The sequence below is a fragment of the Hymenobacter sp. ISL-91 genome, from assembly GCF_018613725.1.
Lineage (GTDB): Bacteria > Bacteroidota > Bacteroidia > Cytophagales > Hymenobacteraceae > Hymenobacter.
The window spans coordinates 18,890-45,677 of record NZ_JAGGPS010000037.1; the positions used below are offsets into that span (position 1 = coordinate 18,890).

At 54.2% G+C, this 26,788-nt stretch carries 31 protein-coding genes and 2 pseudogenes; all 33 read right to left on the bottom strand.

Annotated elements, in window-relative coordinates:
* Positions 1-4: 4 nt before the first annotated feature.
* Positions 5-121 carry a type B 50S ribosomal protein L36 gene (gene ykgO, locus J7E24_RS14230; protein ID WP_092767990.1) on the bottom strand — a complete coding sequence of 39 codons (117 nt, stop codon included), beginning with the start codon at positions 119-121 and terminating at the stop codon, positions 5-7.
* Positions 122-231: 110 nt separating this feature from the next.
* Positions 232-450 (bottom strand): translation initiation factor IF-1, encoded by a 219-nt coding sequence (gene infA / locus J7E24_RS14235; protein ID WP_019946152.1) that lies wholly within the window; start codon positions 448-450, stop codon positions 232-234.
* Positions 451-457: 7 nt separating this feature from the next.
* Positions 458-1,240 carry a type I methionyl aminopeptidase gene (gene map / locus J7E24_RS14240; RefSeq protein ID WP_215138817.1) on the bottom strand — a complete coding sequence of 261 codons (783 nt, stop codon included), beginning with the start codon at positions 1,238-1,240 and terminating at the stop codon, positions 458-460.
* 3 nt (positions 1,241-1,243) lie between these two features.
* Positions 1,244-2,557: a preprotein translocase subunit SecY gene (secY, locus tag J7E24_RS14245; protein WP_176910065.1), complete on the bottom strand. Its 1,314-nt coding sequence runs from the start codon at positions 2,555-2,557 to the stop codon at positions 1,244-1,246.
* 14 nt (positions 2,558-2,571) lie between these two features.
* The gene (rplO, locus tag J7E24_RS14250; RefSeq protein ID WP_215138818.1) at positions 2,572-3,015 is read right to left on the bottom strand and encodes a 50S ribosomal protein L15; all 444 of its coding nucleotides are present in this window, start codon (positions 3,013-3,015) and stop codon (positions 2,572-2,574) included.
* A gap of 13 nt (positions 3,016-3,028) precedes the next feature.
* Positions 3,029-3,208 carry a 50S ribosomal protein L30 gene (gene rpmD, locus J7E24_RS14255; RefSeq protein ID WP_215138819.1) on the bottom strand — a complete coding sequence of 60 codons (180 nt, stop codon included), beginning with the start codon at positions 3,206-3,208 and terminating at the stop codon, positions 3,029-3,031.
* 6 nt (positions 3,209-3,214) lie between these two features.
* Positions 3,215-3,823 (bottom strand): 30S ribosomal protein S5, encoded by a 609-nt coding sequence (rpsE, locus tag J7E24_RS14260; RefSeq protein ID WP_246285486.1) that lies wholly within the window; start codon positions 3,821-3,823, stop codon positions 3,215-3,217.
* A 9-nt stretch (positions 3,824-3,832) separates the two neighbouring features.
* Positions 3,833-4,183, bottom strand: coding sequence for a 50S ribosomal protein L18 (gene rplR / locus J7E24_RS14265; protein ID WP_215138820.1), 351 nt, complete (start codon positions 4,181-4,183; stop codon positions 3,833-3,835).
* Positions 4,184-4,192: 9 nt separating this feature from the next.
* A complete protein-coding gene (gene rplF, locus J7E24_RS14270; RefSeq protein ID WP_215138821.1) occupies positions 4,193-4,747 on the bottom strand; it encodes a 50S ribosomal protein L6 in 555 nt (184 codons plus the stop codon).
* 20 nt (positions 4,748-4,767) lie between these two features.
* A complete protein-coding gene (gene rpsH, locus J7E24_RS14275; RefSeq protein ID WP_088462454.1) occupies positions 4,768-5,166 on the bottom strand; it encodes a 30S ribosomal protein S8 in 399 nt (132 codons plus the stop codon).
* A gap of 261 nt (positions 5,167-5,427) precedes the next feature.
* On the bottom strand, positions 5,428-5,697 hold the full coding sequence (gene rpsN / locus J7E24_RS14280) for a 30S ribosomal protein S14 (protein ID WP_092738469.1): 270 nt from the start codon (positions 5,695-5,697) through the stop codon (positions 5,428-5,430).
* Positions 5,690-6,250: a 50S ribosomal protein L5 gene (gene rplE, locus J7E24_RS14285; RefSeq protein WP_116939098.1), complete on the bottom strand. Its 561-nt coding sequence runs from the start codon at positions 6,248-6,250 to the stop codon at positions 5,690-5,692. Before rplE ends, rpsN begins: the two co-directional genes overlap by 8 nt.
* A gap of 26 nt (positions 6,251-6,276) precedes the next feature.
* A pseudogene (gene rplX, locus J7E24_RS14290) lies at positions 6,277-6,522 on the bottom strand (50S ribosomal protein L24); the annotation flags it as partial.
* Between the two features lie 2 nt (positions 6,523-6,524).
* Positions 6,525-6,893, bottom strand: coding sequence for a 50S ribosomal protein L14 (gene rplN / locus J7E24_RS14295; protein ID WP_116939099.1), 369 nt, complete (start codon positions 6,891-6,893; stop codon positions 6,525-6,527).
* Position 6,894: 1 nt separating this feature from the next.
* Positions 6,895-7,188 (bottom strand): 30S ribosomal protein S17, encoded by a 294-nt coding sequence (gene rpsQ / locus J7E24_RS14300; protein WP_092767976.1) that lies wholly within the window; start codon positions 7,186-7,188, stop codon positions 6,895-6,897.
* A gap of 2 nt (positions 7,189-7,190) precedes the next feature.
* Entirely contained in the window at positions 7,191-7,406 is a 216-nt protein-coding gene (rpmC, locus tag J7E24_RS14305; RefSeq protein ID WP_317170909.1) for a 50S ribosomal protein L29, read from the bottom strand.
* Positions 7,406-7,831: a 50S ribosomal protein L16 gene (gene rplP, locus J7E24_RS14310; RefSeq protein ID WP_116939101.1), complete on the bottom strand. Its 426-nt coding sequence runs from the start codon at positions 7,829-7,831 to the stop codon at positions 7,406-7,408. Before rplP ends, rpmC begins: the two co-directional genes overlap by 1 nt.
* 39 nt (positions 7,832-7,870) lie before the next feature.
* Positions 7,871-8,731: a 30S ribosomal protein S3 gene (gene rpsC / locus J7E24_RS14315; protein ID WP_215138822.1), complete on the bottom strand. Its 861-nt coding sequence runs from the start codon at positions 8,729-8,731 to the stop codon at positions 7,871-7,873.
* Between the two features lie 152 nt (positions 8,732-8,883).
* A pseudogene (gene rplV / locus J7E24_RS14320) lies at positions 8,884-9,219 on the bottom strand (50S ribosomal protein L22); the annotation flags it as partial.
* A gap of 2 nt (positions 9,220-9,221) precedes the next feature.
* On the bottom strand, positions 9,222-9,500 hold the full coding sequence (rpsS, locus tag J7E24_RS14325) for a 30S ribosomal protein S19 (RefSeq protein ID WP_088462464.1): 279 nt from the start codon (positions 9,498-9,500) through the stop codon (positions 9,222-9,224).
* 3 nt (positions 9,501-9,503) lie between these two features.
* A complete protein-coding gene (gene rplB, locus J7E24_RS14330; protein WP_215138824.1) occupies positions 9,504-10,331 on the bottom strand; it encodes a 50S ribosomal protein L2 in 828 nt (275 codons plus the stop codon).
* Positions 10,332-10,368: 37 nt separating this feature from the next.
* A complete protein-coding gene (rplW, locus tag J7E24_RS14335) occupies positions 10,369-10,656 on the bottom strand; it encodes a 50S ribosomal protein L23 (protein ID WP_019946172.1) in 288 nt (95 codons plus the stop codon).
* A complete protein-coding gene (gene rplD / locus J7E24_RS14340; RefSeq protein ID WP_116939105.1) occupies positions 10,656-11,294 on the bottom strand; it encodes a 50S ribosomal protein L4 in 639 nt (212 codons plus the stop codon). Before rplD ends, rplW begins: the two co-directional genes overlap by 1 nt.
* A gap of 9 nt (positions 11,295-11,303) precedes the next feature.
* On the bottom strand, positions 11,304-11,924 hold the full coding sequence (gene rplC, locus J7E24_RS14345) for a 50S ribosomal protein L3 (protein WP_019946174.1): 621 nt from the start codon (positions 11,922-11,924) through the stop codon (positions 11,304-11,306).
* A 322-nt stretch (positions 11,925-12,246) separates the two neighbouring features.
* Complete coding sequence (gene rpsJ, locus J7E24_RS14350) at positions 12,247-12,552, bottom strand: 30S ribosomal protein S10 (protein WP_019946175.1); 306 nt, start codon at positions 12,550-12,552, stop codon at positions 12,247-12,249.
* Positions 12,553-12,572: 20 nt separating this feature from the next.
* Positions 12,573-14,717 carry an elongation factor G gene (gene fusA / locus J7E24_RS14355; protein ID WP_215138825.1) on the bottom strand — a complete coding sequence of 715 codons (2,145 nt, stop codon included), beginning with the start codon at positions 14,715-14,717 and terminating at the stop codon, positions 12,573-12,575.
* A gap of 100 nt (positions 14,718-14,817) precedes the next feature.
* Positions 14,818-15,285: a 30S ribosomal protein S7 gene (rpsG, locus tag J7E24_RS14360; RefSeq protein WP_019946177.1), complete on the bottom strand. Its 468-nt coding sequence runs from the start codon at positions 15,283-15,285 to the stop codon at positions 14,818-14,820.
* 86 nt (positions 15,286-15,371) lie between these two features.
* Positions 15,372-15,794, bottom strand: a complete 423-nt coding sequence (gene rpsL / locus J7E24_RS14365) for a 30S ribosomal protein S12 (RefSeq protein WP_019946178.1) — start codon at positions 15,792-15,794, stop codon at positions 15,372-15,374.
* Between the two features lie 537 nt (positions 15,795-16,331).
* Positions 16,332-16,679 (bottom strand): DUF3467 domain-containing protein, encoded by a 348-nt coding sequence (locus J7E24_RS14370; protein ID WP_215138826.1) that lies wholly within the window; start codon positions 16,677-16,679, stop codon positions 16,332-16,334.
* Between the two features lie 515 nt (positions 16,680-17,194).
* A complete protein-coding gene (gene rpoC / locus J7E24_RS14375; RefSeq protein WP_215138827.1) occupies positions 17,195-21,547 on the bottom strand; it encodes a DNA-directed RNA polymerase subunit beta' in 4,353 nt (1,450 codons plus the stop codon).
* Between the two features lie 251 nt (positions 21,548-21,798).
* Positions 21,799-22,068: a hypothetical protein gene (locus tag J7E24_RS14380; RefSeq protein WP_215138828.1), complete on the bottom strand. Its 270-nt coding sequence runs from the start codon at positions 22,066-22,068 to the stop codon at positions 21,799-21,801.
* 59 nt (positions 22,069-22,127) lie between these two features.
* Complete coding sequence (locus tag J7E24_RS14385) at positions 22,128-22,706, bottom strand: hypothetical protein (protein ID WP_215138829.1); 579 nt, start codon at positions 22,704-22,706, stop codon at positions 22,128-22,130.
* Between the two features lie 67 nt (positions 22,707-22,773).
* The gene (gene rpoB, locus J7E24_RS14390; RefSeq protein WP_215138857.1) at positions 22,774-26,649 is read right to left on the bottom strand and encodes a DNA-directed RNA polymerase subunit beta; all 3,876 of its coding nucleotides are present in this window, start codon (positions 26,647-26,649) and stop codon (positions 22,774-22,776) included.
* Positions 26,650-26,788 lie beyond the last annotated feature (139 nt).

Below are 26,788 nucleotides of genomic sequence, written 5' to 3' on the forward strand. Positions count from 1 at the left end.
ATAATTATCCCTGACGCTGCTTGAAGCGGGGGTTCTTCTTGTTGATTACGTAGAGCTTACCATTGCGACGAATAATCTTGCAATCGGCGCTACGCTTTTTGATGGACGTTTTTACTTTCATGGTAGTGAGTTGTTAGGGTCTGAGGTTCGGAGGGTCTGAGTTTGCAAGGGAAGCCGAACAACCTGGTTGAACCTCAACCTAGTTCCCCGGACCCCAAGTACCCCACACCCTTACTTGTAACGGTACACGATACGGCCCTTCGACAAATCGTAGGGCGACATTTCGAGTTTCACCTTATCTCCCGGCAGAATTTTAATGTAGTGCATCCGCATCTTGCCCGAAATATGGGCAATCAGCTGGTGCCCGTTTTCCAGCTCCACGCGGAACATGGCGTTGGATAAGGCTTCCAGGATGGTACCGTCCTGCTCAATGGAAGTTTGTTTGGCCATATGGCTACTATAAGGTTTTTGCTTGTAAGGCTTTTTCTATGTAATCAAAGGAAGTCAGAATTTCTGCCTTGTCTTTGCGAACAACTATGGTGTGCTCAAAGTGCGCTGAGGGCTTAAAATCCTTAGTGCGGATAGTCCAGCCATCCTTTTCTTGAACTACACTTTTTGTACCGAGATTAACCATCGGCTCGATAGCCAACGTTAGTCCACTTTGCAGCTTAAGGCCTGAACCACGTTTACCGTAGTTGGGCACTTCTGGCCGCTCGTGGAGTTTCTGTCCGATACCGTGGCCGACCAACTCACGCACAACACCGTAACCCTGCTTCTCCACATAATTCTGGATAGCGTAGCTCACGTCGCCAAGGCGGTTGCCTGCTATAGCTTGCTCTATACCTAAGTAGAGTGACTTTTTAGTTTCATCCAACAGAGCCAAAACCTCCGGTGCCACCTCCCCTACTGGGTATGTATATGCACTGTCGGAATGGTAACCGTTGAGTTGTACACCACAGTCAATCGAAACGATGTCACCACTTTTCAGCACGTAATCGCCCGGGAAACCATGTACTACTACCGCGTTGGGCGATATGCAGAGACTGTACTCAAAACCGTTATACCCTTTGAAAGAAGGTAGACCACCATTGTCGCGGATGAATTCTTCCGCTCGCTGATCCAGCGCCCGGGTCGTAATTCCTTCCCCAATCAATTTCGCTACCTCTCCATGAGCCTGAGCCAGCACTTTCGCGCTGGCCTTCATCGAGTCAATCTCTTCCTCAGTTTTGTAAAAAATCATTTTTTACGAAGCGAGAGCAATGTTTTGCGAGCGGCCCCGAGTCTTGCCAGTCTTCATCATGCTGTCATAACGACGCATGAGCAAGTAGCTCTTCACCTGGTTCATGGTATCAAGTACTACACCCACCATAATGATGAGCGAAGTACCGCCGTAGAACTGGGCAAAAGGACCGGTTACGCCAGCAACAGTGGCTATGGCAGGAAGAATAGCAATGATGGCCAGTGCTACGGCTCCAGGCAGTGTGATACGAGTCAGTACTTCATCAATGAATTCTGACGTATCACGGCCAGGCTTCACACCGGGAATAAACCCACCGCTCCTTTTCAAATCATCAGCAATCTGGTTAGGATTAACGCTGATGGCTGTATAGAAGTAAGTGAACACAACGATGAGCAACCCAAACACAACGTTATACACAACGTGATTGGGCTGAAACCAAGTACCGATCATGGTAGCTGCCTCACTGTCCTTGTTCCAAGCGGAAGCAGCAATAGCTGGCACGAACATCAACGACTGAGCAAAAATAATCGGCATTACACCGGCCGCATTTACCTTCATCGGGATGTACTGGCGCTGTGAGCTCAAAGAAGCCGCTCCACCTACCTGCTTTGCGTATTGCACCGGAATCTGCCGCACAGCCTGTGTGAGGATGATAACGGCCATTACAACAAGGAACAGCACTGCCATTTCAATCAGGAAAATCAATGAGCCACGCATCGAGCGGGCTGTAGCCTCTCCAATCAAAGCACCCGGCAGGCGCGACACAATACCAATCATGATCAGCATCGAAATGCCGTTACCAATACCCTTATCAGTTATTTTCTCTCCCAGCCACATGCAGAACAACGTTCCGGCAGTAACTATAAGAGCCGTCGAAACGGTGAAGAAAACACCCGGATTCATTATGGCTTCCGCATTAATGGTGGCAATAAAGCCAACCGATTGCGCTGCTACAATTGGAATCGTAAGGATACGAGTGTACTGACTGATTTTATTACGGCCCGACTCTCCTTCCTTTTGCAATTTTTGGAAGTAAGGCACTGCAATAGTCAGCAGCTGCAATACAATGGAGGCGGAGATGTAAGGCATAATACCCAACGCGAAGATGGATGCATGGCTAAAAGCCCCACCCAGCAACGTGTCAAGAATACCTAATACACCACCTTGACCAGTGTCGAGGCGAGTAGGATCAATACCCGGTAGCACCACGAAGGAACCTAGCCGGTAGATGGCAATGAAAAAAAGCGTATTGAGAATCCGCGTACGCAGATCCTCAATCGCAAATACATTCTTTATCGACTCGATAAGTTTTTTCATTGCTGCTTTGATGCTTAAAGCGTCACTGCTTTTCCACCTGCCTTCTCGATGGCTTCAACAGCCGACTTCGAGAATGCGTGGGCGTGTACTTCCAGCGCCGTGGTGATTTCACCGCGACCCAGAACTTTGATTTTGGCGCTCTTCGAAGCCAAACCGGCAGTTACGAAGTAGGCCGCGTCGAAAGTGGTAGCACCACCTTCCGCCAGAGCAGCCAGTACGTCAAGGTTGACGGCTTTGTACTCAATGCGGTTGATGTTTTTAAAGCCAAACTTAGGCACCCGACGCTGCAGGGGCATCTGGCCGCCTTCGAAGCCCGACTTCTTGGAGTAACCCGAGCGGGACTTGGCACCTTTGTGGCCACGCGTCGATGTGCCGCCGCGGCCGGAACCCGTACCACGACCCACGCGCTTTACATTGCGGGTGGAGCCAATGGCGGGCTGGAGATTGCTGAGATTCATGTTCGGGAAATTCCTAGAGTTCGGTTACTTCCAACAGGTGCTGAACGGCTTTGATCATGCCAGCAATTTCGGTTGTGTTTTCCACAGTCCGAGTGCTGTTCATTTTGCCGAGGCCCAATGCCTGCACGGTACGCTTCTGACGCTCGGGGCGGTCGATAACGCTTCTTACGAGTTTGATTTGGAGCTGCGCCATCGTTCTTTATCCGTTAAAAACTTGGGCGAGAGTGATGCCACGAGCCTGAGCAATCTGCATCGGGTCGCGCATTTTCAGCAGGGCATCGAAGGTCGCCTTTACCACGTTGTGGGGGTTCGACGAGCCTTTCGACTTAGCCAGTACGTCTTTGATACCAGCGCTTTCGAACACGGCACGCATAGCGCCGCCCGCAATTACACCCGTACCAGCGGCGGCCGGCTGAACCAGCACAAAACCACCCGAGTACTTGCCTTCCATTTTGTGAGGAACCGTGTGCTTGTACAGAGGTACTTTCACCAAGTTCTTCTTCGCGTCGTCAATGCCTTTGGCAATAGCGTCGGTTACTTCGTTGGCTTTGCCGAGGCCGTAGCCTACGGTGCCGTTACCATCACCTACTACCACGATGGCCGAGAAGCTGAAGCGACGACCACCTTTTACCACTTTGGCAACACGGTTGATAGCAACTACTTTCTCTTTCAAGTCAGAGTCGCCGGTGCGCGAATCGTTGTCTTTGTTGCGGTCGTTGCCGCCCTTACGGTCATTGCCACCACCCCGACGGTCATTGCCGCCGCGGTCGTTACCACCACCCCGAGGGCCGTTGTTAAATTCTGCCATGAGGATAGATTAGAAATTGAGGCCGCCTTCGCGGGCTCCTTCTGCCAATGATTTTACGCGGCCGTGGTAGAGGTAACCGGAACGGTCAAATACCACTTTCGAAATTCCTTTTCCAGTAGCACGGGCGGCAAGCTCTTTGCCGACTGCGGCGGCGAGGGCGACTCCGTTGCTCCCTTCCACCGAAACGTGCTTCGAGGAAGCAGACGCCAACGTGTGGCCGGTAGTGTCGTCAATAATCTGAGCATAAATGCCCGTATTGCTGCGGAACACCGACAAACGCGGACGCTCGGACGTGCCAGCCACCTTGGTGCGGATGATGCGCTGGATCCGTTTTCTTCTAGTTGCTTTATCGAAAGCCATGGTGCGTTATTATTTCGAAGCTGTTTTACCAGCCTTACGACGAATCTGCTCACCCACGAAACGCACGCCTTTGCCTTTGTAAGGCTCAACTTTGCGCAACGAGCGAATCTTTGCGGCTACCTGGCCCAGCAACTGCTTGTCGATGCTGGTGAGGGTAACGATGGGATTTTTACCTTTTTCGGTAACAGCCGTAGCAGTTACTTCGGCTGGCAGGGCCAAGAAGATGTTATGCGAGTAGCCCAACGACAACTCTAGGGTGGTACCAGCCATAGCGGCTTTGTAACCTACACCTACCAGCTCCAGCTTCTTTTCGAGGCCATTGCTCACGCCATCAATGGCGTTGTTTAGCAGCGAGCGGTACAGACCGTGCATGGCCTTGTGGCGCTTCTGCTCCGTGGGGCGGGTCACCACTAATTGGCCTTCCTCAGTAGCCACGTTAATGTCGCGGTCTACGGGAACCACCAGTGTGCCCTTCGGGCCCTTTACGGTTACGTTGTTGTCTTTGCTCACTTCAATCTGCACGTTGTCGGGCAGGCTGATGGGCAGTTTACCAATGCGTGACATAGTTTCTGTTTCCTTTCAGATTAGTAAACGTAGCACAGCACTTCGCCGCCCACGTTCTCCGCCTTCGCCTCTTTCTCTGTCATTACACCTTTCGACGTAGAGAGGATGGCAATGCCGAGGCCGCTGAGTACACGCGGCATGTTGCCAACGTGCGCATACTGGCGCAGGCCGGGCGAGCTCACGCGCTGCAGCTTGGTAATAGCCGGCACCTTCGTGGTGGGGTTGTATTTGAGGGCGATTTTAATCGTACCCTGCACGGCAGCATCGTCAAAACGGTAGCTCTGAATGTAGCCCTTCTTGTAGAGCACCTTCGTAATCTCCTTCTTGATGTTGCTGGCCGGAATCTCCACCACCCGATGGTTTGCCTTGATGGCATTGCGTACCCGGGTTAGGTAATCGGCAATTGGATCTGTGTTCATTCGATTGTAAAAATGAAGCGCCCTTTTTTAGGGAGCCGCAAAGATAGGAAAATTTCGCCGCCACGGAAAGTGGTAACGAAATTTTCGGTTAAGACTACTCAGCTCGGCTTGTTACGGCTCGGCCAATGGTTTCTTTCGGCAACCTGCCAAATTTTTAGTAGTGAATAGTTAATAGTGAATAGAGAAATGATGAATAACCAATCCTGAAAGGACTACCGATCATCACCTATCTACTCACTACTAAACATTCAATACTGATACTTACCAGCTCGACTTGGTTACGCCGGGAATTTTACCGGCGAGAGCCATTTCGCGGAAGCGTACACGGCTGATGCCGAACTTACGCATGTATCCACGAGGACGACCGTCAATTTTGTCGCGGTTGTGCAAACGCACGGGCGACGCATTACGCGGCAGTTTGTCAAGGCCTTCGTAGTCGCCGGCCGCTTTCAGGGCCTTGCGCTTCTCGGCGTAACGGGCAACGGTAGCAATACGCTTCCGCTCCCGTGCTTTCATGCTCTCCTTAGCCATTGTTTTCTTTCTTAGCGTTGGCGAATGGCATTCCGAAAGCCTTGAGCAATTCGTAGCTCTGCTCGTCGTTTTCGGCCGACGTCACGAAGGTGATGTCCATGCCGGCAATCGACTTGATTTTATCAATCGAAATCTCCGGGAAAATGATCTGCTCCTTCACGCCCAAGGTGTAGTTACCCCGGCCATCGAAGCCTTTATCGTTGATACCTTTAAAGTCACGTACCCGGGGAAGGGCAATGGTCAGCAAACGGTCAAGGAATTCGTACATCTGCTCACCACGCAACGTTACACGGGCGCCGATTGGCATACCCTCACGCAGCTTGAAGTTCGATACCGAACGCTTGGCGATAGTTGGAACAGCTTTCTGACCGGTGATGATGGTCAGTTCGTCTACTCCGTTATCCACCAACTTCTTATCTGCAACTGCCGCGCCAATGCCGCGGTTGATGCAGATTTTGGTGATGCGTGGTACCTGCATGATGCTCTTGAACTGGAATTTCTCCTGGAGCGCGGGTACTACTTCGTTGTTATATTTCTCTTTGAAACGAGCCATGTCGGGAGCGGTTAGGCGTTAGCCGAGTCCACACGCTTCACGTTGCTCACGTGAATGGGGGCCTCGATCTTGGTGATGCCGCCCTGGGGGTTCTTCGCACTGGGTTTGTTGTGCTTGGTTGCCAGGTTCAGGCCTTCCACGATGACACGCTGGGTCGAACGGTTAACCGACTTGATGGTGCCGGTTTTGCCTTTCTCGTCGCCGGCAATCACCAGAACGGTGTCGCCGGTTTTCACGTGCAGTTTCGTAGGCGTTGCTTTTTTCGTTGCCATGATTAGATAACTTCAGGAGCCAGCGAAACAATCTTCATGAACTGACGCTCACGCAACTCGCGGGCTACAGGGCCGAAGATGCGCGTACCACGCGGCTCGTCGTTATTGTTGAGCAGCACGGCAGCGTTGTCGTCGAAGCGAATGTAGGAGCCATCCTTGCGGCGAACTTCCTTCTTCGTGCGAACAACAACAGCGCGGGAAACCGTGCCCTTTTTAGCATTGCCGGAGCCAATGGCCGACTTGATCGAAACGACAATCTTGTCGCCTACGCTGGCGTACTTCTTGCCCGTGCCACCGAGGACACGAATGCAAAGAACTTCTTTGGCGCCGCTGTTATCAGCGACGGTCAGACGGGATTCTTGCTGTATCATCTTACTTGGCGCGTTCTAGAATTTCAACCAGTCTCCACCGCTTCAGCTTGCTGAGGGGGCGAGTGCTCATAATGCGCACCGTGTCGCCTTCGCCGCATTCGTTGTTCTCGTCGTGGGCCATGAATTTGGTCGACTTGGTAACGAACTTGCCGTAGATCGGGTGCTTCATCTTGCTTTCCACCATCACCGTGATGGACTTGTCCATCTTGGATGAGGTTACACGGCCGATGATTTCTTTGCGCAGGTTCCGCTCAGTGGTAGCGGCAGTGCCCTGCTGTTCTTCGTTATTTGCCATCGTTAGTTAGCAGTGTTAGTAGCCTGCTCATTCTCGCGACGCTTCAACTCAGTCAGCAGACGGGCGACGTTTTTGCGGGCTTGCTTCAGACGGAGCGGGTTTTCCAACGGCGAGATGGCGTGCGCGAAGCGCATGGTCTGGCCCGAGGTCTGCTCGGTCTTCAATTGATTTTTGAGGTCCTCTAGCGAGAGGTTACGGATATCGGCGTTCTTCATCATTACTTGCTTTCTACGTAGTCACGACGAACAACAAACGACGTCCGCACCGGCAGCTTCTGGGCCGCGAGGCGCAGGGACTCCTGAGCTACTTCCAGCGTCACCCCGTCCGATTCGAACATGATGGTGCCCGGCTTCACGCAGGCCACCCAATATTCGGGCGAACCTTTACCCTTACCCATTCGCACTTCAGCAGGCTTCTTGGTAATGGGCTTGTCGGGGAAAATGCGGATCCATACCTGACCTTCGCGCTTCATGGCGCGGGTCATGGCGATACGGGCAGCCTCAATCTGGCGAGCCGTAATCCACGCTTGTTCCAGCGACTTGATAGCGAACGAACCGAAGTCGATGGAGCTGCCGCGATGGGCTAAGCCATGTATGCGACCCTTTTGCATCTTGCGATACTTGGTCCTTTTCGGTTGTAACATGAGTTATACTGTCTTAAAATTCGAGAGAAAGGGAGAGGACTAGCGACGCGGTGCGCCACCGCCACGGTTGGCGCCACCGGCACCACCAGCACCCGGTCCACCTGGACCCCGGCGCTGACCACCACGGCTGTCGCCACTCCGGTCACCACCACGGCTGTCACCACCCCGGTCGTTCCGGTCGCGACGTGGGCCACGCTCACCACGCGGACCACGGTCGTTGCGGCTGTCGCCACCTTGGGCGTTAGCGGGCTGCTGGTTAGGCGAGAGGTCGGGCTTGCCGAATACCTCACCACGCATGATCCACACCTTGATGCCGATCTTGCCATATACCGTCTGAGCTTCCGACAGCGCATAGTCAATATCAGCGCGCAGCGTGTGCAGCGGCGTACGACCTTCTTTGTACTGCTCGGACCGGGCGATTTCAGCACCGCCCAAACGACCACCGCACTGAATCTTGATGCCTTCAGCACCAACACGCATTGCAGCCTGGATCGACATCTTCATGGCGCGACGGAACGAAATCCGGGCAGCCAACTGCTGGGCGATGCTCTCACCTACCAGCTTAGCGTCCAGCTCGGGGCGCTTAATCTCGAAAATGTTGATCTGAACGTCTTTGCCGGTGATCTGCTTCAGCTCGTCCTTGATCTTGTCCACCTCGGCACCGCCTTTACCAATCACTACGCCCGGACGGGCCGTGTTGATGGTAATGGTCACGCGCTTGAGCGTGCGCTCGATTACAATGCGGCTGATGCCACCTTTTGGAATACGAGCGTTTATGTATTTGCGGATCTTCTCGTCTTCAACCAGTTTGTCGGCAAAGTCCTTGCCGCCGTACCAGTTCGAGTCCCATCCTTTGATGACGCCCAGACGGAAGCCAACCGGATTTACTTTCTGTCCCATAGTGCTTATGCGGTGGCTTCTGCCTTGGTTTCAGTTGATTTCTTGGTGCTGCGACGCGAATTCTTCTTAGGAGCTGCATCGGCCGAAGCCTCAGTGCCCTTCGTCTCGGCAGCTTGCTGAGCGGCAGCTTTGCTACCGAGCGGCTCAACTTTCGAGTCGATGATCAGCGTCACGTGGTTGCTACGCTTGCGGATGCGGTGACCACGACCCTGAGGGGCAGGGCGCAAACGCTTCAGCATGCGGCCTTCATCCACGAAAATCTCTTTGATGTAGAGATTAGCATCCTCGATGCGCTCATCCTCATTCTTAAGTTGCCAGTTGGCCAGAGCCGACAAGAGCAACTTTTCGATTTTAGGAGCACCCGAGTTGGCCTCAAATTTCAGCAGGCCGAGGGCCCGGGTCACTTTCTGACCACGGACCAGGTTGGCCACCAGGCGCATTTTGCGCGGCGAGGTGGGCACGTTCCGGAGTTTAGCTACTGCTTCCATAATTAGCGCTTGCCTTTATCTTTCTTGGCGATATGGCCGCGGAAGTTACGGGTTGGAGCAAACTCACCGAGTTTGTGTCCTACCATGTTCTCCGTGACATACACCGGGATGAACTTATTGCCGTTGTGCACAGCGAATGTGTGGCCAACGAAGTCGGGCGAAATCATCGAGCGGCGCGACCAAGTCTTCACCACCGACTTTTTGCCGGATTCTTCCATTGCCGTTACTTTCTTCTCGAGCCGGAAGTCAATGTACGGCCCTTTTTTTAGTGAACGTGCCATTGCTTACTTCTTGCCTTTACGGTTGACGATGAGCTGCTCGGAATACTTGTTCTTGTTACGGGTCTTCTGTCCTTTCGAGAAGATACCGTTACGGCTGCGTGGGTGACCACCCGACGACTTGCCTTCACCACCACCCATTGGGTGATCGACAGGGTTCATGGCTACACCACGAACACGTGGACGACGACCCAACCAGCGGTTGCGGCCAGCCTTGCCCAGACGAACATTCATATGGTCGCCGTTGGAAACTGTACCAACCGTAGCCATGCAGGTTACGAGAACCATACGCATCTCACCGGAAGGTAGCTTCAGGGTAGCGTAACGGTCTTCGCGGGCTACGAGCTGGGCGTAGGTGCCGGCCGAACGAGCCATAGCAGCACCAGCACCCGGCTGCAGCTCAATGGCATGCACGATGGTACCGAGGGGAATCTCGCGCAGGGGCAGGGCATTGCCTACCTCAGGGGCCACTCCCGTACCCGAAACGATTACCGTACCCACAGCCAGACCGGCCGGAGCAATGATGTAACGCTTCTCACCATCGGCGTACTGCAACAGGGCAATACGGGCGGTGCGGTTGGGATCGTATTCAATCGTCTTCACCGTGGCAGGCACGGAGGCCTTGTCACGCTTGAAGTCGACGATACGGTAACGGGCTTTGTGTCCGCCGCCCATATAGCGGTTCGACATTTTACCCGAATTGTTACGGCCACCGGAGTTTTTGAGGGGTGCCAACAGCGACTTCTCCGGCGTCGACGCAGTTAGCTCGTCGAAGGCCGGGGCGATGCGGAAGCGCTGACCCGGTGATGTTGGTCTTAGTTTTTTGAGTGCCATTACTCTTGCTTAAACTTTTGGCGGGAGATAAACTGGCTTACAGGCCGCTGTAGAAGTCGATGATGTCGCCTTCTTTCACGGTTACCACGGCCTTCTTGCCGTGGGGCCGACGGCCCGAGATGGAGCCGCCTTTGGTGAACTTGGACTTCACCTTGCCAATGGTGCGCATCGTGCTGATGCTGGTGATTGTTACGCCGTACAGCTGCTCAATCTCCTTCTTAATCTGCACCTTGTTGGCATCGATGGCTACGTCGAAGGAATACTGTCCTTTGTCATTGAGGCTGGTAGCCTTTTCTGTTACGATGGGTTTTTTCAGAATGCTCATTACTCAGCAGTGGTATAGAGTTGTTCCAATGCCGTCAGCGCATCCTCCGACAGCAAAAGCGTATCGGTGTTCAGCAGGTCGTGGGTGTTGAGGGCTACCGGAGTAGCTACGCTCACGCGCTGAATGTTGCGGGCCGACAGGACTACGTTCTTTTCAACCGCACCCGTTACGAGCAGGGTCTTCTTGCCGTTGTTCAGCTTCAGACCAGCCATGATGGCGACGAAGTCTTTGGTCTTTACGGCCGACATGGTGATGTTCTCCACTACCGATACCTTGCCGTCCTGAGCCAAAGTCGAAAGAGCCGACAGACGGGCCAGACGCTTGGTTTTCTTGTTGAGCTTGAAGCCGTAGTCGCGGGGCTGAGGACCGAACATACGGCCACCACCTACGAATACGCCCGACTTCATGGAGCCGGCACGAGCACCACCGGTGCCTTTCTGCTTCTTCAGCTTCTTGGTAGTACCGTGTACTTCGTTGCGCTGCTTCGACTTGTGCGTTCCCTGGCGCTGGTTGGCCAAGTACTGCTTTACGTCGAGGTACATCACGTGCTCATTCGGCTCGAGTCCGAAGATGGCGTCAGACAGGGTGACCTTACGGCCGGTGTCTTCGCCTTTGATGTTGATTACTGACAGTTCCATCTTGCTAGGTTATTTTTCCAGGACCACGAAAGAGTTCTTGGCACCGGGAATCGAGCCGCTCACCACGATGAGGTTTTTGTCGGCTACAATGCGCATAACCTTCAGGTTCTGCACTTTCACCCGGTCGTTGCCCATGCGGCCACCCATGCGCATTCCTTTGAATACGCGCGAAGGCCACGAACAGGCACCGATAGAACCAGGGTGACGAGCCCGGTTGTGCTGGCCGTGCGTCTGGCCACCTACACCGGCAAAGTTGTAGCGCTTTACAACGCCCTGGAAACCTTTACCCTTCGACGTACCAACAACGTCAACGAATTCGCCTTCTTCGAAGAGCGAGGTGTTGATTTCGCTGCCAGCAGCAAAGTTGGCAGCGTCGTCGGTGCGGAACTCAACGAGTTTTTTCTTAGGAGTGGTTCCGGCTTTAGCGAAATGACCAGCCAGAGGCTTAGTCGTATTCTTCGCTTTCTTCTCGCCGTAACCGAGCTGGATGGCTAGGTAGCCGTCCGTTTCGATGGTCTTAACCTGCGTCACTACGCACGGACCCGCCTCGATGAGCGTGCAGGGAATGTTCTTCCCGTCCGGAGTGAAGAGGCTTGTCATACCGATTTTTTTACCGATGATGCCAGGCATTCAATTGGGGTTTTAAAAAAAGACACACTCGAAAACGCCCGCGTGGCATTTTCGCAAATGGAGTGCAAAGCTAGGAAATTGTTGCCGCAATATCTAAGGTGGCTCCGAAATATTTTCAGAATTAGATAGTTAGCCTGCCATTCCCGTCCTGAATCGTTTGGCCTCCGAACAGAAGATATCCAATAGATATAGTTATAGGATAGTTCCTTCCCTCCTGCCCTAATGCCGGTTTGCAGCTAATTACCCGTTCAACCAAAAACTCCCCATCGGCTCCGAAGAGACGATGGGGAGTTCAGGTCAATCAGCTAACGGAAACCGGTCCTCAGACTTTGATTTCAACGTCAACACCGCTAGGCAACTCCAGCTTCATCAGGGCATCTACGGTCTTCGACGAAGTCGAGTAGATATCCACGAGGCGCTTGTAGGTGCAGAGCTGGAATTGCTCCCGGCTCTTCTTGTTCACGTGGGGCGAACGGAGCACGGTGAATTTTTCCTTTTTAGTGGGCAGGGGAATTGGACCGCTAACGATAGCGCCCGTAGCCTTCACCGCCGTCACAATCTTCTCCGACGATTTGTCCACCAAGTTGTGGTCGTAGGATTTGAGCTTGATGCGAATTTTCTGATTCATGTCGATTAGTGAAAAGCGGGTTAGCGGATAGCGTTGCCCTTCTGCTTGGCGATGATGGCTTCGGCGAGGTTGTTTGGTACCTGGTCGTAGTGCGAGAACGTGAGCGAAGCCGAAGCCCGACCCGACGTAATCGTCCGCAGCGAGGTTACGTAGCCAAACAGTTCCGACAACGGAACGTCAGCCTTGATAACGTTGGCACCCGCTTTGGTGTCCATGCCCTTCATCAGGCCACGGCGACGGTTCAGGTCGCCCGTTACCGAGCCAGTGTACTCATCCGGCGAAACAACTTCAACAGCCATAATTGGCTCGAGCAATTTCGGACCAGCCTGGCGACCAGCCTCACGGAAACCACCACGGGCGGCAAGTTCGAACGACAGGGCGTCCGAGTCAACATCGTGAAAGGAACCGAAGAACAGACGCACGCGCATGCCCTCAATGGGGAAGCCAGCCAGCGGACCATTCTTCATAGCCTCGTCGAAGCCTTTCTGGATTGGGGCAATGAATTCGCGGGGGATTACACCACCCGTGATATCGTTGACAAACTCCAGTCCTGGCTTCTCCGGCTCGGTGAGCTTCGGACCCAGCTCAAACACGATGTCGCCGAATTTACCGCGGCCACCGGTCTGCTTCTTGTAGGTCTCACGGTGTTCCACCGTTTTGGTGAGTACCTCTTTGTAAGCTACCTGAGGAGCACCCTGGTTGATTTCCACTTTGAACTCGCGACGCAAACGGTCAATGATGATTTCAAGGTGCAACTCACCCATGCCCTTAAGTACCGTCTGGCCCGTCTCGGGGTCGGTCTGTACCACGAGGGTGGGGTCTTCTTCCACGAGCTTGGCAATGGCCATGCCCATCTTGTCCACGTCGGCTTGCGTCTTGGGCTCGATGGCGTAACCAATAACCGGCTCAGGGAACGACATCGATTCGAGCACAATTGGGTGCTTTTCGTCGCTCAGCGTATCGCCGGTCTTGATGTCTTTGAAGCCTACGCCGGCAGCAATATCGCCAGCCTGGATGCGCTCGATTGGGTTTTGCTTGTTGGAGTGCATCTGCATGAGGCGCGAGATACGCTCCTTCTTGTTCGTGCGGTTGTTGTGCACATACGAACCAGCATCGAGCACACCGCTGTAGCAGCGGAAGAAGCACAGACGGCCCACGAAGGGGTCGGTAGCAATCTTGAAGGCCAGGGCCGTGAAAGGCTCCGAGTTGTCGGGGTGACGCTCGATTTCCTCCTCCGTCTCGGGGTTTTTACCGATGATGGGGGGCATATCGAGGGGCGAGGGCAGATAGGCCATTACGCCATCCAGCATCGTCTGTACACCTTTGTTCTTGAAGGCTGAGCCACACATAACGGGCGAGAACTTCATGTCGATAACCGCTTGGCGGATAACGACCATCATTTCCTCACGGGTGATGGAGTCCGGGTCATCGAAGAATTTCTCCAGCAAAGCATCGTCATACTCGGCAACGCTTTCCACGAGCTTCTGGCGCCACTCGGCAACCGTCTCAACGAGGTCCTCGGGAACGGGGATTTCGCTGAACGATTTGCCCTGGGTAGCGTCATCCCACACAATGGCTTTGCCAGTGAGCAGGTCAACTACACCTTTGAAGGTCTCTTCAGCGCCAATCGGAATCTGCAGCGGCACGGGGTTAGCACCCAGCTTCTCCTTGATTTCGTTTACGGCCTTGAAGAAGTCAGCACCGGCGCGGTCCATCTTGTTGACGAAGCAGATGCGGGGCACCTTGTACTTGTCAGCCTGACGCCAAACCGTTTCCGACTGTGGCTCTACACCCGATACGGCGCAGAACAGTGCCACAGCACCGTCGAGCACGCGCAACGAGCGTTCCACCTCTACGGTGAAGTCTACGTGGCCGGGAGTATCAATCAGGTTGATTTTGTACTGTTTGGTATCTTCAACCGAGTCACCGTTGGAGTCGGTTGGGTAGTTCCAGAACGTAGTAGTAGCGGCCGAGGTAATGGTGATACCCCGCTCCTGCTCCTGCTCCATCCAGTCCATCGTGGCGCCACCGTCGTGAACCTCCCCGATTTTGTGGGTTTTGCCGGTATAGTAGAGAATGCGCTCCGACGTGGTGGTTTTACCAGCATCGATGTGCGCCATAATCCCGATATTCCGGAGGTATTGCAGATCTTTATTTACAGCCATTGGGTCGATAAGTGAATGAGTGAATCAGGGAATGTGTGCGGCGAGGGAATAGTTCAGTTGCTGAATCAGTCCTCAAGCCCACATTCGCTCATTCATCGGCTTAGAAACGGAAGTGCGAGAAGGCCTTGTTGGCTTCAGCCATCCGGTGGGTGTCGTCCTTCTTCTTTACGGCAGCACCTTCACCTTTCGCAGCAGCAATGATTTCGCCAGCCAGCTTGTCCTTCATGGTTTTCTCACCACGACGACGAGCGTACTGAATCAGCCACTTCGAACCTACCGCAATACGGCGGTCGGGGCGAACTTCGATGGGAACCTGGAACGTGGCACCACCTACGCGGCGGCTCTTCACCTCCACGGTCGGCATTACGTTGTTGAGGGCTTTGCGCCACATCTCCACGCCGCTTTCCTTGGTCCGGGCTTCAACCAGCTCGCAGGCGTCGTAGAAGATGGTGTAGGCCAGGTTTTTCTTGCCGTCATACATCATGTAGTTGACGAACCGGGTTACCAGCGTCTCCTTGTACTTAGGATCGGGCAGGAGGATGCGCTTCTTTGGTTTTGACTTTCTCATGAGAGTAGAAATGGGTTGCTGTAGCGGGAAAGTGGGATAAGAACCATGTGCTATCCAGCACTTCGCACTACCTCACCCGGCTTCAATTACTTTTTCTTCTTAGCGGGAGCACCTTTGCCGGCCGCGGCTGCCTGACCGGGCTTGGGGCGCTTGGCACCGTACTTCGAACGACGCTGGGTACGGCCGTTTACACCGGCGGTATCGAGGGCACCGCGAATGATGTGGTAACGCACGCCGGGAAGGTCTTTCACCCGTCCACCGCGGATCAGCACGATGCTGTGCTCCTGCAGGTTGTGGCCTTCGCCAGGGATGTAAGCGTTAACTTCTTTGCCGTTGGTGAGGCGCACGCGGGCAACCTTACGCATAGCCGAGTTCGGCTTCTTGGGCGTGGTGGTGTACACGCGGGTGCAAACGCCGCGGCGCTGCGGGCACGAATCGAGGGCCGGCGACTTCGACTTGGTCGTCAGTTTCTCGCGGCCTTTTCGTACTAACTGGTTGATAGTAGGCATTTACGGAAATGGTTTGTCCAGGGAGGGTTCTCTCCCAAAAATTAGGCTTGCAAAGGTAGAAAAGTTGCGCGGCAATAGCAAACGAGTTGAGATAGTTTGTTTTAGGAAGCCGAAACGAGCCTATCCAAAACGGTGTCATGCTGACGAAGGAAGAATCTCCACTGCCACACTATTGTCATGCTGACGAAGGAAGCATCTCGCGTGCTGACGAAGGAAGCATCTCGCGTGCTGACGAAGGAAGCATCTCGCGTGCTGACGAAGGAAGCATCTCGCGTGCTGACGAAGGAAGCATCTCGCGTGCTGACGAAGGAAGCATCTCGCGTGCTGACGAAGGAAGCATCTCGCGTGCTGACGCAAGGGTTGGGTTGGCTTGGCAACGAAGCGGTAGAGACGCTTCGACTCCGCTCCGACACTGGCTTGATGCGCCACATGCTCAGCATGACGCCCTTTCTATACTGTGCCCTATCACCAAACATAACAGCAGCTTCCACCGCTACAGTAGAAGCTGCTGCCATTGCTTTCGATTCAATCTGGGGCCTACGCCTCCCCTATTGCGCCGCCGAAGCCCATCGGGTAAGCGGGCGTTTCCTGCTGGGCTTTGATGGAGCCGTTGGCCTGCTCGAACCGCTCAATATTCTCAGCCAGCGCCGCCTGCAACCGCTTGGCGTGCTCGGGTGTGAGGATGATGCGCGACTTCACTTTGGCCTTGGGCACCCCCGGCATCAGCCGGATAAAGTCAATCACGAATTCGCTGCTGCTGTGCGCAATCATGGCTAGGTTGGCGTATTCGCCTTCGGCCATTTCTTCCGACAGCTCGATGTTGATGGCGTTCGGGTCCTGGGGCTGGACCGCGTCGGTGTTCTGGGGCTCGGTGGGTTGGTTCATGGTTTCGAACTGTTGATTTTGTTACTAAGCGGTATTACGACCGTTGTTTTATGATTTCTTTTAAAGCTTCATAACTAATTAGATAAGCGGCGACAATAAGCCCAAGTAAAATCAAAACACCTATTGGTCCCATGTATAGAACTACTGTCGGAAGCATCAGCATTGTAAGCAACTCATCCCACAAACTATTTGGATGAGCCCCTTGAAAGAGCTTGACACCTGACAGGAAATCCAAGACTAGTAGCGAAGCCCATATTCCAGGAAGTAGACGTAAAAGCAGTAATACTTGTCTTACAATACGTTCAGTTCTCCTATAGATTTCAGAGTTTTTAAATCTCTCTATGGTTGAGAAGCCGTCACTCAGTATCCTTGATGACAAAAGGATTATCATCCATAAACGGCTTTTTCGCATAGCAATGCTTCTATTGACGAGCTACGTCTTCATTCAAAGTTAGAAAAGAAAAAGCCGACTAGATTTCTCTAGTCGGCTTCTCTCATTTACTCACTTCTGCAGATTACTCTGCCGACACTTCGCGCTTGGCGCGCGAGGGACGCTTGGCAGGCGCGGCAGCCTCTTCAGCTTTGGCGGCTTGGGCGGCTTCCATCTCTTCCTTCGAGCCAACGATCTGGCGGGTGTACTCGCGCAGACCGGTACCGGCCGGGATGAGGTGACCTACAATCACGTTCTCCTTCAGGCCCAGCAGTTCGTCGGCCTTGCCACGGATGGCGGCTTCCGACAGCACCTTGGTCGTCTCCTGGAAGGAAGCGGCCGAGATGAACGACTGAGTGCCCAACGAGGCCTGGGTGATACCCTGGAGGGTCGGACGCGAAACCGAAGGTTGGGCGTCGCGCACTTCCACCAGCTGCAGGTCGCGGCGGCGCAGGCTGCTGTTCTCGTCGCGCAGGCGACGAGCCGTCACAATCTGACCGGGCTTGAAGTTGCTGGAATCACCGGCGTTGGTGACCACCTTCATGTCGATGATGGTGTCGTTCTCCTCCATGAAGATAATCTTGTCGATTACCTGATGTTCGAGGAACGACGTGTCACCGGCGTCAAGGATAACTACCTTCTGCATCATCTGGCGGACGACCACCTCGATGTGCTTATCGTTGATTTTCACGCCCTGCAAGCGGTATACTTCCTGAATCTCGTTCACGAGGTACTCCTGCACGGCACCGGGGCCCTGAATGCTCAGGATATCGGAAGGCGTGATGGCACCATCCGACAGCGGTGCACCGGCCCGGATGAAGTCGTTGTCCTGCACCAGAATGTGCTTCGACAGCGGCACCATGTATTTCTTCTTGACGCCGTCCTTCGACTCGACGAAGATTTCACGGTTACCACGCTTCACCGTACCGTAGGTTACCACGCCGTCGATTTCGGCCACTACGGCCGGGTTCGACGGGTTGCGTGCCTCGAACAGCTCGGTTACGCGAGGCAGACCACCCGTAATGTCGCGGGTTTTGCCCACGGCACGCGGAATCTTAGCCAGAATCTGGCCGGCCTTGATTTTCTGGCCGTTCTCCACGTTCAGGTGGGAACCTACCGGAATGCTATAGCCCTTCTGCCCCTCCTCGTCGCCCTTTTTGCCGGGGCGCACGATGATGGCGGGGTTCTGGTCTTTGGCCGACTTGGACTCGATAATTACTTTCTCGCGGTGACCCGTCTGCTCATCCGACTCCTCGCGGTAGGTTACCCCGTCCGTGATGGCGTCGTATACAATGGTACCATCGAACTCAGCCAGAATAACGGCGTTGTAAGGGTCCCAGTTGTTGAGCTCCTGGCCCTTCTCAACCTCCTGACCCTCTTTTACGAGCAGGAATGAGCCATAAGGCACGTGGTTCGAGATGAACACTTTACGCGTTTCCTTGTCCACGATACGGACTTCGCCCGAGCGACCCATTACCACGTTCACAGCTTCGCCATCGGCGCTGGCTGTCTCCACGGTCCGGATGTCTTCGAACTCCACCACGCCGGCGAACTTGGCACGGATGCTGGCCTCTACCGCAATGTTGGAGGCCGTACCACCTACGTGGAAGGTACGCAGCGTGAGCTGGGTGCCTGGCTCTCCAATCGACTGAGCGGCAATTACACCTACTGCCTCACCACGCTGGACCATGCGGCCAGATGAGAGGTTACGGCCGTAGCACTTGGCGCAGATACCACGCTTGCTCTCGCAGGTCAGTACCGAGCGAATCTCCACCGACTCGATGCTAGTTGCATCAACGCGGCGGGTAATCTCCTCGGTGATTTCGTCGCCAGCCGTCAGGATAACCTCGTCCGTGAGCGGGTCGATGATATCATGCACGGCTACGCGGCCCAGGATACGCTCGGCCAGGGGCTCCACGATGTCCTCATTATCCTTGAGGGCGAAGGTTTCGATACCGCGCAACGTGCCGCAATCGGGCTCGTTCACGATAACGTCCTGCGATACGTCTACCAAACGACGGGTCAGGTAGCCAGCGTCAGCCGTTTTCAGAGCCGTGTCAGCCAGACCTTTCCGGGCACCGTGGGTCGAGATGAAGTACTCGATTACGTCCAAGCCTTCTTTGAAGTTAGACAGAATCGGGTTCTCAATAATCTCACCTACCGAACCCTGCAGCGACTTCTGCGGCTTAGCCATCAGACCCCGCATACCGCCGAGCTGACGAATCTGCTCGCGCGAACCACGGGCACCGGAGTGCATCATCATGTAAATCGAGTTGAAGCCCTGGTTCTCCTTTTCGAGGCGACCCATGAGGGTTTCAGTGATTTGGTTGTTGATGCGCGTCCAGATGTCGATAACCTGGTTGTAACGCTCGTTATCGGTAATCAGACCCATCTGATAGTTCTGGGTTACCGCGGCAACGTCGGCCTGCGCCTGCTTCACCAGCTCATCCTTCTCCTTTGGAATCTGGATGTCGCCCAGACCCATCGACAGACCACCTTTGTAAGCCGACTGGAAGCCCAGCGTCTTGATGTCGTCGAGGAACTGCGCGGTGCGGGCCATGCCCGTGCGCTTGAAGACCATCGAGATGATCTGCTGAAGCTTCTTCTTGGTCAGCAACTCATCTACGAAACCTACTTCGGCGGGCACGAGCTGGTTGAAGAGCACGCGGCCGGCAACAGTTTCGATGATTTTCGTCACGAGGTTATCGTCCTCATCGCGAATCGGAGTGCGCACCTTTATGTAGGCATGCTTCGAGAGCTGGCCTTCATTGATGGCAATTACTACTTCCTCATCGGAGTAGAACACGCGGCCTTCGCCCTGAATGCTCTCCTCTTCGGTGCTGCGCTTGCCTTTGGTTACGTAGTACAGACCCAGAACCATGTCCTGCGACGGTACCGCGATGGGCGCGCCGTTGGCCGGGTTCAGGATGTTGTGCGAGGCCAGCATGAGCATGGAGGCTTCCAAGATGGCGGCCGGGCCGAGGGGCACGTGCACAGCCATCTGGTCACCGTCAAAGTCAGCATTGAAGGCCGTACAAACGAGGGGGTGCAGCTGGATAGCCTTGCCCTCGATGAGGCGTGGCTGGAACGCCTGGATACCCAGACGGTGAAGCGTTGGAGCCCGGTTAAGCAATACTGGGTGGCCTTTCAGCACGTTCTCCAGAATGTCCCAAACAACAGCGTCCTTGCGGTCCACGATTTTCTTGGCCGACTTCACCGTTTTCACGATACCACGCTCGATGAGCTTGCGGATGATGAACGGCTTGAACAGCTCGGCTGCCATGTTTTTGGGCAAACCGCACTCGTGCAGCTTCAGCTCGGGGCCTACCACGATAACCGAACGGCCGGAATAGTCGACACGCTTACCGAGCAGGTTCTGACGGAAGCGGCCCTGCTTGCCTTTCAGCATATCGGACAGCGACTTCAGGGCGCGGTTGCCTTCGGCGCGCACGGCATTCACCTTGCGCGAGTTGTCGAAGAGCGAATCCACGGCTTCCTGCAGCATGCGCTTCTCGTTCCGCAAAATCACCTCCGGCGCCTTGATTTCGATCAGGCGCTTAAGGCGGTTGTTGCGGATGATAACGCGACGGTACAGGTCGTTCAGGTCGGAGGTAGCGAAACGGCCACCGTCGAGCGGAACGAGCGGGCGCAGTTCCGGCGGAATAACGGGCACCATGCGGATAACCATCCACTCGGGCTTGTTTTCCACGCGGGTAGCGGCGTCACGGAAAGCTTCCACCACGCGCAGACGCTTGAGGGCTTCCGCCTTCCGCTGCTGCGGGGTTTCGGTGGCGGCAGAGTCACGCAGCGAGTAGCTCAGCTCATCAAGGTTGATGCGCTCGAGCAGCATTTGCAACGCCTCGGCACCCATGCGGGCGATGAACTTGTTGGGGTCATCGTTCGGCAGCATCTGGTTCTCGCGGGGGAGCTTGTCGATGATGTCGAGGTACTCGTCTTCGGTCAGGAAGTCGAGCTGCTGCACGCCTTCCTCAGCCAGCGTACCCGGCTGCACCACGGCGTAGCGCTCGTAGTAGATAATCTGGTCGAGCTTCTTGGTGGGCAGGCCCAGCAGGTAGCCGATTTTATTGGGCAGCGACTTGAAGTACCAGATGTGCGCCACGGGCACCACCAGTTCGATGTGGCCCATCCGCTCCCGGCGAACTTTCTTCTCGGTCACCTCCACGCCGCAACGGTCGCAGATGATGCCCTTGTAACGGATGCGCTTGTATTTGCCGCAGTGGCACTCCCAGTCCTTCACCGGACCGAAAATCCGCTCGCAGAACAAGCCGCCCATCTCGGGCTTGTACGTCCGGTAGTTGATAGTCTCAGGCTTGATGACTTCGCCGTTCGACCGTTCCAGAATGGATTCGGGCGAGGCCAGCGAAATGGTCACTTTTGAGAAGTCCTGAACCAGTTTCTTGTTTTTTGCAAATGCCATGTAGGGAAGCTGTTATTAGCTGGTGGCTTGTTTTCTGTTCGTTATTTCTACCAGTCTTAAGACGGGTTAGAAAGAGCGTAACAGTTCGACTCTGCGAAAAGTGCTCTGCGGGTCGGATAGGTACGCCGCGCAGTAGATTTTGCTAGATCTGGGTATTTACCTTCAAGAAGAAACTCCTCTCACCTATTACTATTCTGACCTATCTCGGAACAGCTGTCTCGTGGTGAGGCTTTACTTCTTTAAAATATTATCTATTCCTCATTTCCACCTTCAAGCTCCCACAAATCAAGGTTCACACGGCAGCCGTCTTCTAAACGTTTGATCTTACTAAGGATGTTTTTAGGCGAAGAATCAGAAAATTCTACACGGTATCCATAGACCATGTCATCGTTACCAGTGTCGGATTCGATTTCATAAACCAACTGACTCAATTCGTCGCTGGTGATTCCAAGAATAGAAGCGAGACTGCTGTCTTTCTTATCATCATTCAACTCCATCGCAATGTCTTTCCAGTGGCCCATGTTGTATGCTTAAATTCTAAAAGAAAATGTTTTTTTTTAATTTGACGACTAATTGATTATTACAAATCTTTTAGTGCCTGTTGATTTTGAGTATTTTTTCTACGCTGTAACAACATCTGTTCGTTTTTATCGTCCCTAAACATTTCATCATATATTCCTTTACAAGCGTAGCTAATTAACGAAAGATCACCTCCTGGCCATTCAACAACCGATAGTTCGACCTTTTTGCCAAACCATTCACGACCGTTTGTATCACTTTTAGTCTTCGTGCCATCCAATACTTGTGTTGGATGGCCATAAAGCCTCTGAAGTAATTCAAGTATACCATTTGAATTAACCATATCAGCTTCTAACTGTATATGCATAAGTTTATCTTTATAAAACTCATAAGTTATATTTTTAAGTTTATAAGGACCAACCATTAAATCTTCATCTTTCTTCTGATATTTAACTATATATTTATTATCATACGGATCTTTCTTTAGCTTAACCAGTCCAGCTATCATAGATGAACTGAGGCCAAATTTATATTGCCTAAACCCATACTTTGCATCTAGCGCAGCTACGCTTTGTGCATCGCAAGCGAAAACCACAAAGAGTAACAAAGCAGAAAATATTACATGAAATATCTTTCCCATTATATTATTATACTATTCTACCTCTGGCTATTAGTGTAGCCAGAGGCAGACAATAGAACTTCAAACCTTAGTCAAGCGTAATTTCCAGGGCCAGACCACGTAGCTCATGGATGAGCACGTTGAACGACTCGGGAATGTTGGGCTTGGGCAGCACGTCGCCTTTTACAATGGCTTCGTACGCCTTGGCCCGGCCTACCACGTCATCCGACTTCACGGTCAGGATTTCCTGGAGCACATTGGAAGCGCCAAAGGCCTCCAAAGCCCATACCTCCATCTCGCCGAAACGCTGACCACCGAACTGGGCCTTACCACCCAGCGGCTGCTGAGTAATGAGCGAGTACGGGCCGATGGAACGGGCGTGCATCTTGTCGTCCACCAGGTGACCCAGCTTCAGCATGTAGATAACGCCCACCGTTACCGGCTGGTCGAAGCGCTGACCCGTCAGGCCATCGTGCAAGTAAGCACGTCCCCAATCGGGCAATCCGGCTTCGGTCAGCTCCTTGGCTACTTCGTCCTCGGTCGCACCGTCGAAAATCGGGGTAGCGTAGGTACGGTCCATTTTCAGACCGGCCCAGCCGAGTACGGTTTCGTAGATCTGACCAATGTTCATCCGGCTAGGTACACCAAGCGGGTTGAGCACGATGTCCATCGGGGTGCCGTCGGGCAGGAAGGGCATGTCTTCGTCGCGCACGATGCGGGCTACTACACCCTTGTTACCGTGACGACCGGCCATCTTGTCACCCACCTTCAGCTTGCGCTTCTTGGCGATGTACACTTTGGCCAGCTGCACGATGCCGGCAGGCAACTCATCACCTACTTCCAGCGTGAACCGCTCCCGCTTGAAGCGAGCCGTTACCACGTTGCGACGCTTGGCGTAGTTTTTCACCAGCTCGCCTACCATGGCATTCACGCGGGCATCGGCTGTCCAGCCGTCCAGCACGAGGTCCTTGAACAGATTGGCCTCTTCGGGAACAGCGTAGTTGCTCTCGTCGCGGTACGGGTTCTTGTCAGGGAACAGGTTCTCAGCCACGTTCTTCTTGCCGAATTTCACGCCTTTCGACATGATTTCCTCACCGAACTTGTGCTTGATACCCTGCGACGTCTTGCCTTCAAGCAGAGCGGTCATCTTCTCTACCATGATGGCGCGGATGCCCCGCAACTCGCGGCTGTAGGCATCCTTCAACTCTTCTACTTCCTTCTTCGACTTGGCCCGCAGGTTTTTGTCTTTCTTAGGACGCGAGAACAGCTTGGTGCCGATAACCACACCCTGCAACGACGGTGGCGCTTTCAAGGAAGCATCCTTCACGTCGCCGGCCTTGTCGCCGAAAATGGCGCGGAGCAGCTTCTCCTCCGGAGTCGGGTCAGTTTCGCCCTTGGGCGTAATCTTACCGATCAGGATGTCGCCTTCCTTCACCTCAGCACCCAAACGGATTACGCCGTTGTCGTCGAGGTTGCGCACAGCTTCTTCGCTCACATTCGGGATTTCCGAAGTCAGTTCTTCCTCGCCGCGCTTGGTTTCGCGCACTTCCAACTCAAACTCCTCAATGTGAATCGAGGTGAAGATGTCGTCGCGTACTACCTTCTCCGAGATGACGATGGCATCCTCGAAGTTGTAGCCCTGCCACGGCATGAACGCCACCTGCATGTTGCGGCCCAAGGCGAGTTCGCCCTTGTTGGTACCGTAGCCCTCGCACAGTACCTGGCCCTTGGTCACCCGCTCACCCTTCTTCACGAGAGGCGTCAGGTTGATGCAGGTGTCCTGGTTGGTACGACGGAACTTGATGAGGTCGTAGGAAATCCGCTCAGCGTCGAAGCTTACGAGGACTTCATCCGGCGTCAGGTCGTACTTTACTACGATGCGGTTAGCATCGACGTAATCTACTACACCAACACCTTCGGAAACGACCAGCGTACGCGAGTCGGTAGCTACGCGGCCTTCGAGGCCGGTACCCACGATGGGGGCTTCGGCTTTCAGCAGCGGAACCGCCTGACGCTGCATGTTCGAGCCCATCAGTGCCCGGTTGGCGTCATCGTGCTCCAGGAACGGAATCAGCGAAGCAGCCACCGATACAATCTGGTTCGGGGCTACGTCCATGTAGCTGTACTCGTCGGGACCAACCACGGGGAAGTCACCTTCGAAACGGCCTTTTACGAGGTCGTTAATGAATTTACCATCATCGTCAATCAGGGCGTTGGCCTGGGCGATGTGGTGGGTGTCTTCTTCCTCCGCGGTCAGGTACTTCACGTTCTCCGTCATGTCCACCTGGCCGTTGGCGGCCGTGCGGTATGGCGTTTCGATGAAGCCCATCGAGTTCACCCGGGCATGCACGCACAGCGACGAAATCAGACCAATGTTTGGTCCCTCCGGCGTTTCGATGGTGCAGAGGCGGCCGTAGTGGGTGTAATGAACGTCACGTACTTCGAAACCGGCACGCTCCCGCGACAGACCTCCTGGCCCGAGTGCCGATACGCGACGCTTGTGCGTCACCTCGGCCAGCGGGTTGGTCTGGTCCATGAACTGGGAGAGCTGGTTCGTACCGAAGAACGAGTTGATAACGCTCGACAGGGTGCGGGCGTTAATCAGGTCAACCGGCTTGAAGTCCTCGTTGTCGCGCACGTTCATGCGCTCCTTGATGGTACGGGCCATGCGGGCCAGACCTACACCGAACTGGGCATAGAGCTGCTCGCCTACCGTACGCACCCGGCGGTTGCTCAAGTGGTCAATGTCATCGACAATAGCCTTCGAGTTGATCAGACCAATGAGGTACTTCACGATGAGCACGATGTCCTCGTTGGTCAGCACGCGGGCCTCCCAGTTGGTCTCGATGCCCAGCTTTTTATTGATGCGGTAGCGGCCTACGTCACCGAGGTCGTAGCGCTTATCCGAGAAAAACAGCTTTTGAATGATGTCGCGGGCAGTCTCCTCATCGGGCGCTTCAGTGTTCCGCAGCTGACGGTAGATTTGCTCCACGGCCTCCTTCTCCGAGTTGGAGTTATCCTTCTGGAGGGTGTTGTAGATGATGGCGTAGTCCGCAATGTTCACGTTCTCGCGGTGCAGAATCACCGACTTCGCCCCGGCATTCAGGATGATGTCGATGTCCTCCTCCGAAATTTCAGAATCGCGCTCCATCAGTACCTCGTTGCGGTCGATGGAAACTACTTCGCCAGTGTCCTCGTCCACGAAGTCCTCCGTCCAAGTGCGCAGCACCCGGGCGGCCAGCTTGCGGCCAACCGCTTTCTTGAGATTTTTCTTGTCAGCCTTCACCTCCTCCGACAGCCCGAACAGGTCTAGGATGTCTTTGTCGGTGCCGTAGCCGATAGCACGCAGCAGCGTGGTAACCGGGAATTTCTTCTTCCGGTCGATGTAGGCGTACATCACGTTGTTCACGTCCGTCGCAAATTCAATCCACGAGCCCTTGAACGGGATAATGCGGGCCGAATACAGCTTGGTACCGTTGGTGTGCTTGCTCTGAGCAAAGAATACGCCCGGCGAGCGGTGCAGCTGCGATACAATAACGCGCTCGGCACCATTGATAACGAACGAGCCCTTTTCGGTCATGTACGGGATGTTACCCAAGAACACTTCCTGCTCAATCGTCTCGAAATCCTCATTGTCCGAATCGTTGCACACCAGCCGGAGCTTGGCCTTCAACGGCACGGAGTACGTCAGGCCGCGGTCAATGCACTCGTCAACCGAGTATTTGGGCGGGTCAACGTGGTAATCGAGGAAGGTCAGAACGAAGTTCTCGCGCGAGTCCGAAATCGGAAAGTTCTCGGCGAATACTTTGAAAAGGCCTTCATCGGTCCGGTTCTCAGCAGCCGTTTCCAACTGGAAGAAATCCTTGAACGAGCGTACCTGCACGTCGAGGAAATCCGGGTACTCAATAACCTTTTTAATCTTGGCGAAGTTGATCCGCTCGTCAGCAGCCTGCAATTTTTGCAGCCCTGTCGGCACCTGAAGTGCTTTCGGTTCTTTCGATGTAGCCAATGTATGTGGGGTTAGGAAATGGAGACTGGGAGAATCCAAGCCAGGCTGAAAACAATGTTAGCAGCTTGGCAACTCATTTGGGTAATCAGTGGAC

Excerpts from the sequence above, each read along its gene's own strand:
- ykgO (WP_092767990.1), bottom strand. The coding sequence starts at position 121 with ATGAAAGTAAAAACGTCCATCAAAAAGCGTAGCGCCGATTGCAAGATT.
- infA (WP_019946152.1), bottom strand. The coding sequence starts at position 450 with ATGGCCAAACAAACTTCCATTGAGCAGGACGGTACCATCCTGGAAGCC.
- map (WP_215138817.1), bottom strand. The coding sequence starts at position 1,240 with ATGATTTTTTACAAAACTGAGGAAGAGATTGACTCGATGAAGGCCAGC.
- secY (WP_176910065.1), bottom strand. The coding sequence starts at position 2,557 with ATGAAAAAACTTATCGAGTCGATAAAGAATGTATTTGCGATTGAGGAT.
- rplO (WP_215138818.1), bottom strand. The coding sequence starts at position 3,015 with ATGAATCTCAGCAATCTCCAGCCCGCCATTGGCTCCACCCGCAATGTA.
- rpmD (WP_215138819.1), bottom strand. The coding sequence starts at position 3,208 with ATGGCGCAGCTCCAAATCAAACTCGTAAGAAGCGTTATCGACCGCCCC.
- rpsE (WP_246285486.1), bottom strand. The coding sequence starts at position 3,823 with ATGGCAGAATTTAACAACGGCCCTCGGGGTGGTGGTAACGACCGCGGC.
- rplR (WP_215138820.1), bottom strand. The coding sequence starts at position 4,183 with ATGGCTTTCGATAAAGCAACTAGAAGAAAACGGATCCAGCGCATCATC.
- rplF (WP_215138821.1), bottom strand. The coding sequence starts at position 4,747 with ATGTCACGCATTGGTAAACTGCCCATCAGCCTGCCCGACAACGTGCAG.
- rpsH (WP_088462454.1), bottom strand. The coding sequence starts at position 5,166 with ATGAACACAGATCCAATTGCCGATTACCTAACCCGGGTACGCAATGCC.
- rpsN (WP_092738469.1), bottom strand. The coding sequence starts at position 5,697 with ATGGCTAAGGAGAGCATGAAAGCACGGGAGCGGAAGCGTATTGCTACC.
- rplE (WP_116939098.1), bottom strand. The coding sequence starts at position 6,250 with ATGGCTCGTTTCAAAGAGAAATATAACAACGAAGTAGTACCCGCGCTC.
- rplN (WP_116939099.1), bottom strand. The coding sequence starts at position 6,893 with ATGATACAGCAAGAATCCCGTCTGACCGTCGCTGATAACAGCGGCGCC.
- rpsQ (WP_092767976.1), bottom strand. The coding sequence starts at position 7,188 with ATGGCAAATAACGAAGAACAGCAGGGCACTGCCGCTACCACTGAGCGG.
- rpmC (WP_317170909.1), bottom strand. The coding sequence starts at position 7,406 with ATGATGAAGAACGCCGATATCCGTAACCTCTCGCTAGAGGACCTCAAA.
- rplP (WP_116939101.1), bottom strand. The coding sequence starts at position 7,831 with ATGTTACAACCGAAAAGGACCAAGTATCGCAAGATGCAAAAGGGTCGC.
- rpsC (WP_215138822.1), bottom strand. The coding sequence starts at position 8,731 with ATGGGACAGAAAGTAAATCCGGTTGGCTTCCGTCTGGGCGTCATCAAA.
- rpsS (WP_088462464.1), bottom strand. The coding sequence starts at position 9,500 with ATGGCACGTTCACTAAAAAAAGGGCCGTACATTGACTTCCGGCTCGAG.
- rplB (WP_215138824.1), bottom strand. The coding sequence starts at position 10,331 with ATGGCACTCAAAAAACTAAGACCAACATCACCGGGTCAGCGCTTCCGC.
- rplW (WP_019946172.1), bottom strand. The coding sequence starts at position 10,656 with ATGAGCATTCTGAAAAAACCCATCGTAACAGAAAAGGCTACCAGCCTC.
- rplD (WP_116939105.1), bottom strand. The coding sequence starts at position 11,294 with ATGGAACTGTCAGTAATCAACATCAAAGGCGAAGACACCGGCCGTAAG.
- rplC (WP_019946174.1), bottom strand. The coding sequence starts at position 11,924 with ATGCCTGGCATCATCGGTAAAAAAATCGGTATGACAAGCCTCTTCACT.
- rpsJ (WP_019946175.1), bottom strand. The coding sequence starts at position 12,552 with ATGAATCAGAAAATTCGCATCAAGCTCAAATCCTACGACCACAACTTG.
- fusA (WP_215138825.1), bottom strand. The coding sequence starts at position 14,717 with ATGGCTGTAAATAAAGATCTGCAATACCTCCGGAATATCGGGATTATG.
- rpsG (WP_019946177.1), bottom strand. The coding sequence starts at position 15,285 with ATGAGAAAGTCAAAACCAAAGAAGCGCATCCTCCTGCCCGATCCTAAG.
- rpsL (WP_019946178.1), bottom strand. The coding sequence starts at position 15,794 with ATGCCTACTATCAACCAGTTAGTACGAAAAGGCCGCGAGAAACTGACG.
- J7E24_RS14370 (WP_215138826.1), bottom strand. The coding sequence starts at position 16,679 with ATGAACCAACCCACCGAGCCCCAGAACACCGACGCGGTCCAGCCCCAG.
- rpoC (WP_215138827.1), bottom strand. The coding sequence starts at position 21,547 with ATGGCATTTGCAAAAAACAAGAAACTGGTTCAGGACTTCTCAAAAGTG.
- J7E24_RS14380 (WP_215138828.1), bottom strand. The coding sequence starts at position 22,068 with ATGGGCCACTGGAAAGACATTGCGATGGAGTTGAATGATGATAAGAAA.
- J7E24_RS14385 (WP_215138829.1), bottom strand. The coding sequence starts at position 22,706 with ATGGGAAAGATATTTCATGTAATATTTTCTGCTTTGTTACTCTTTGTG.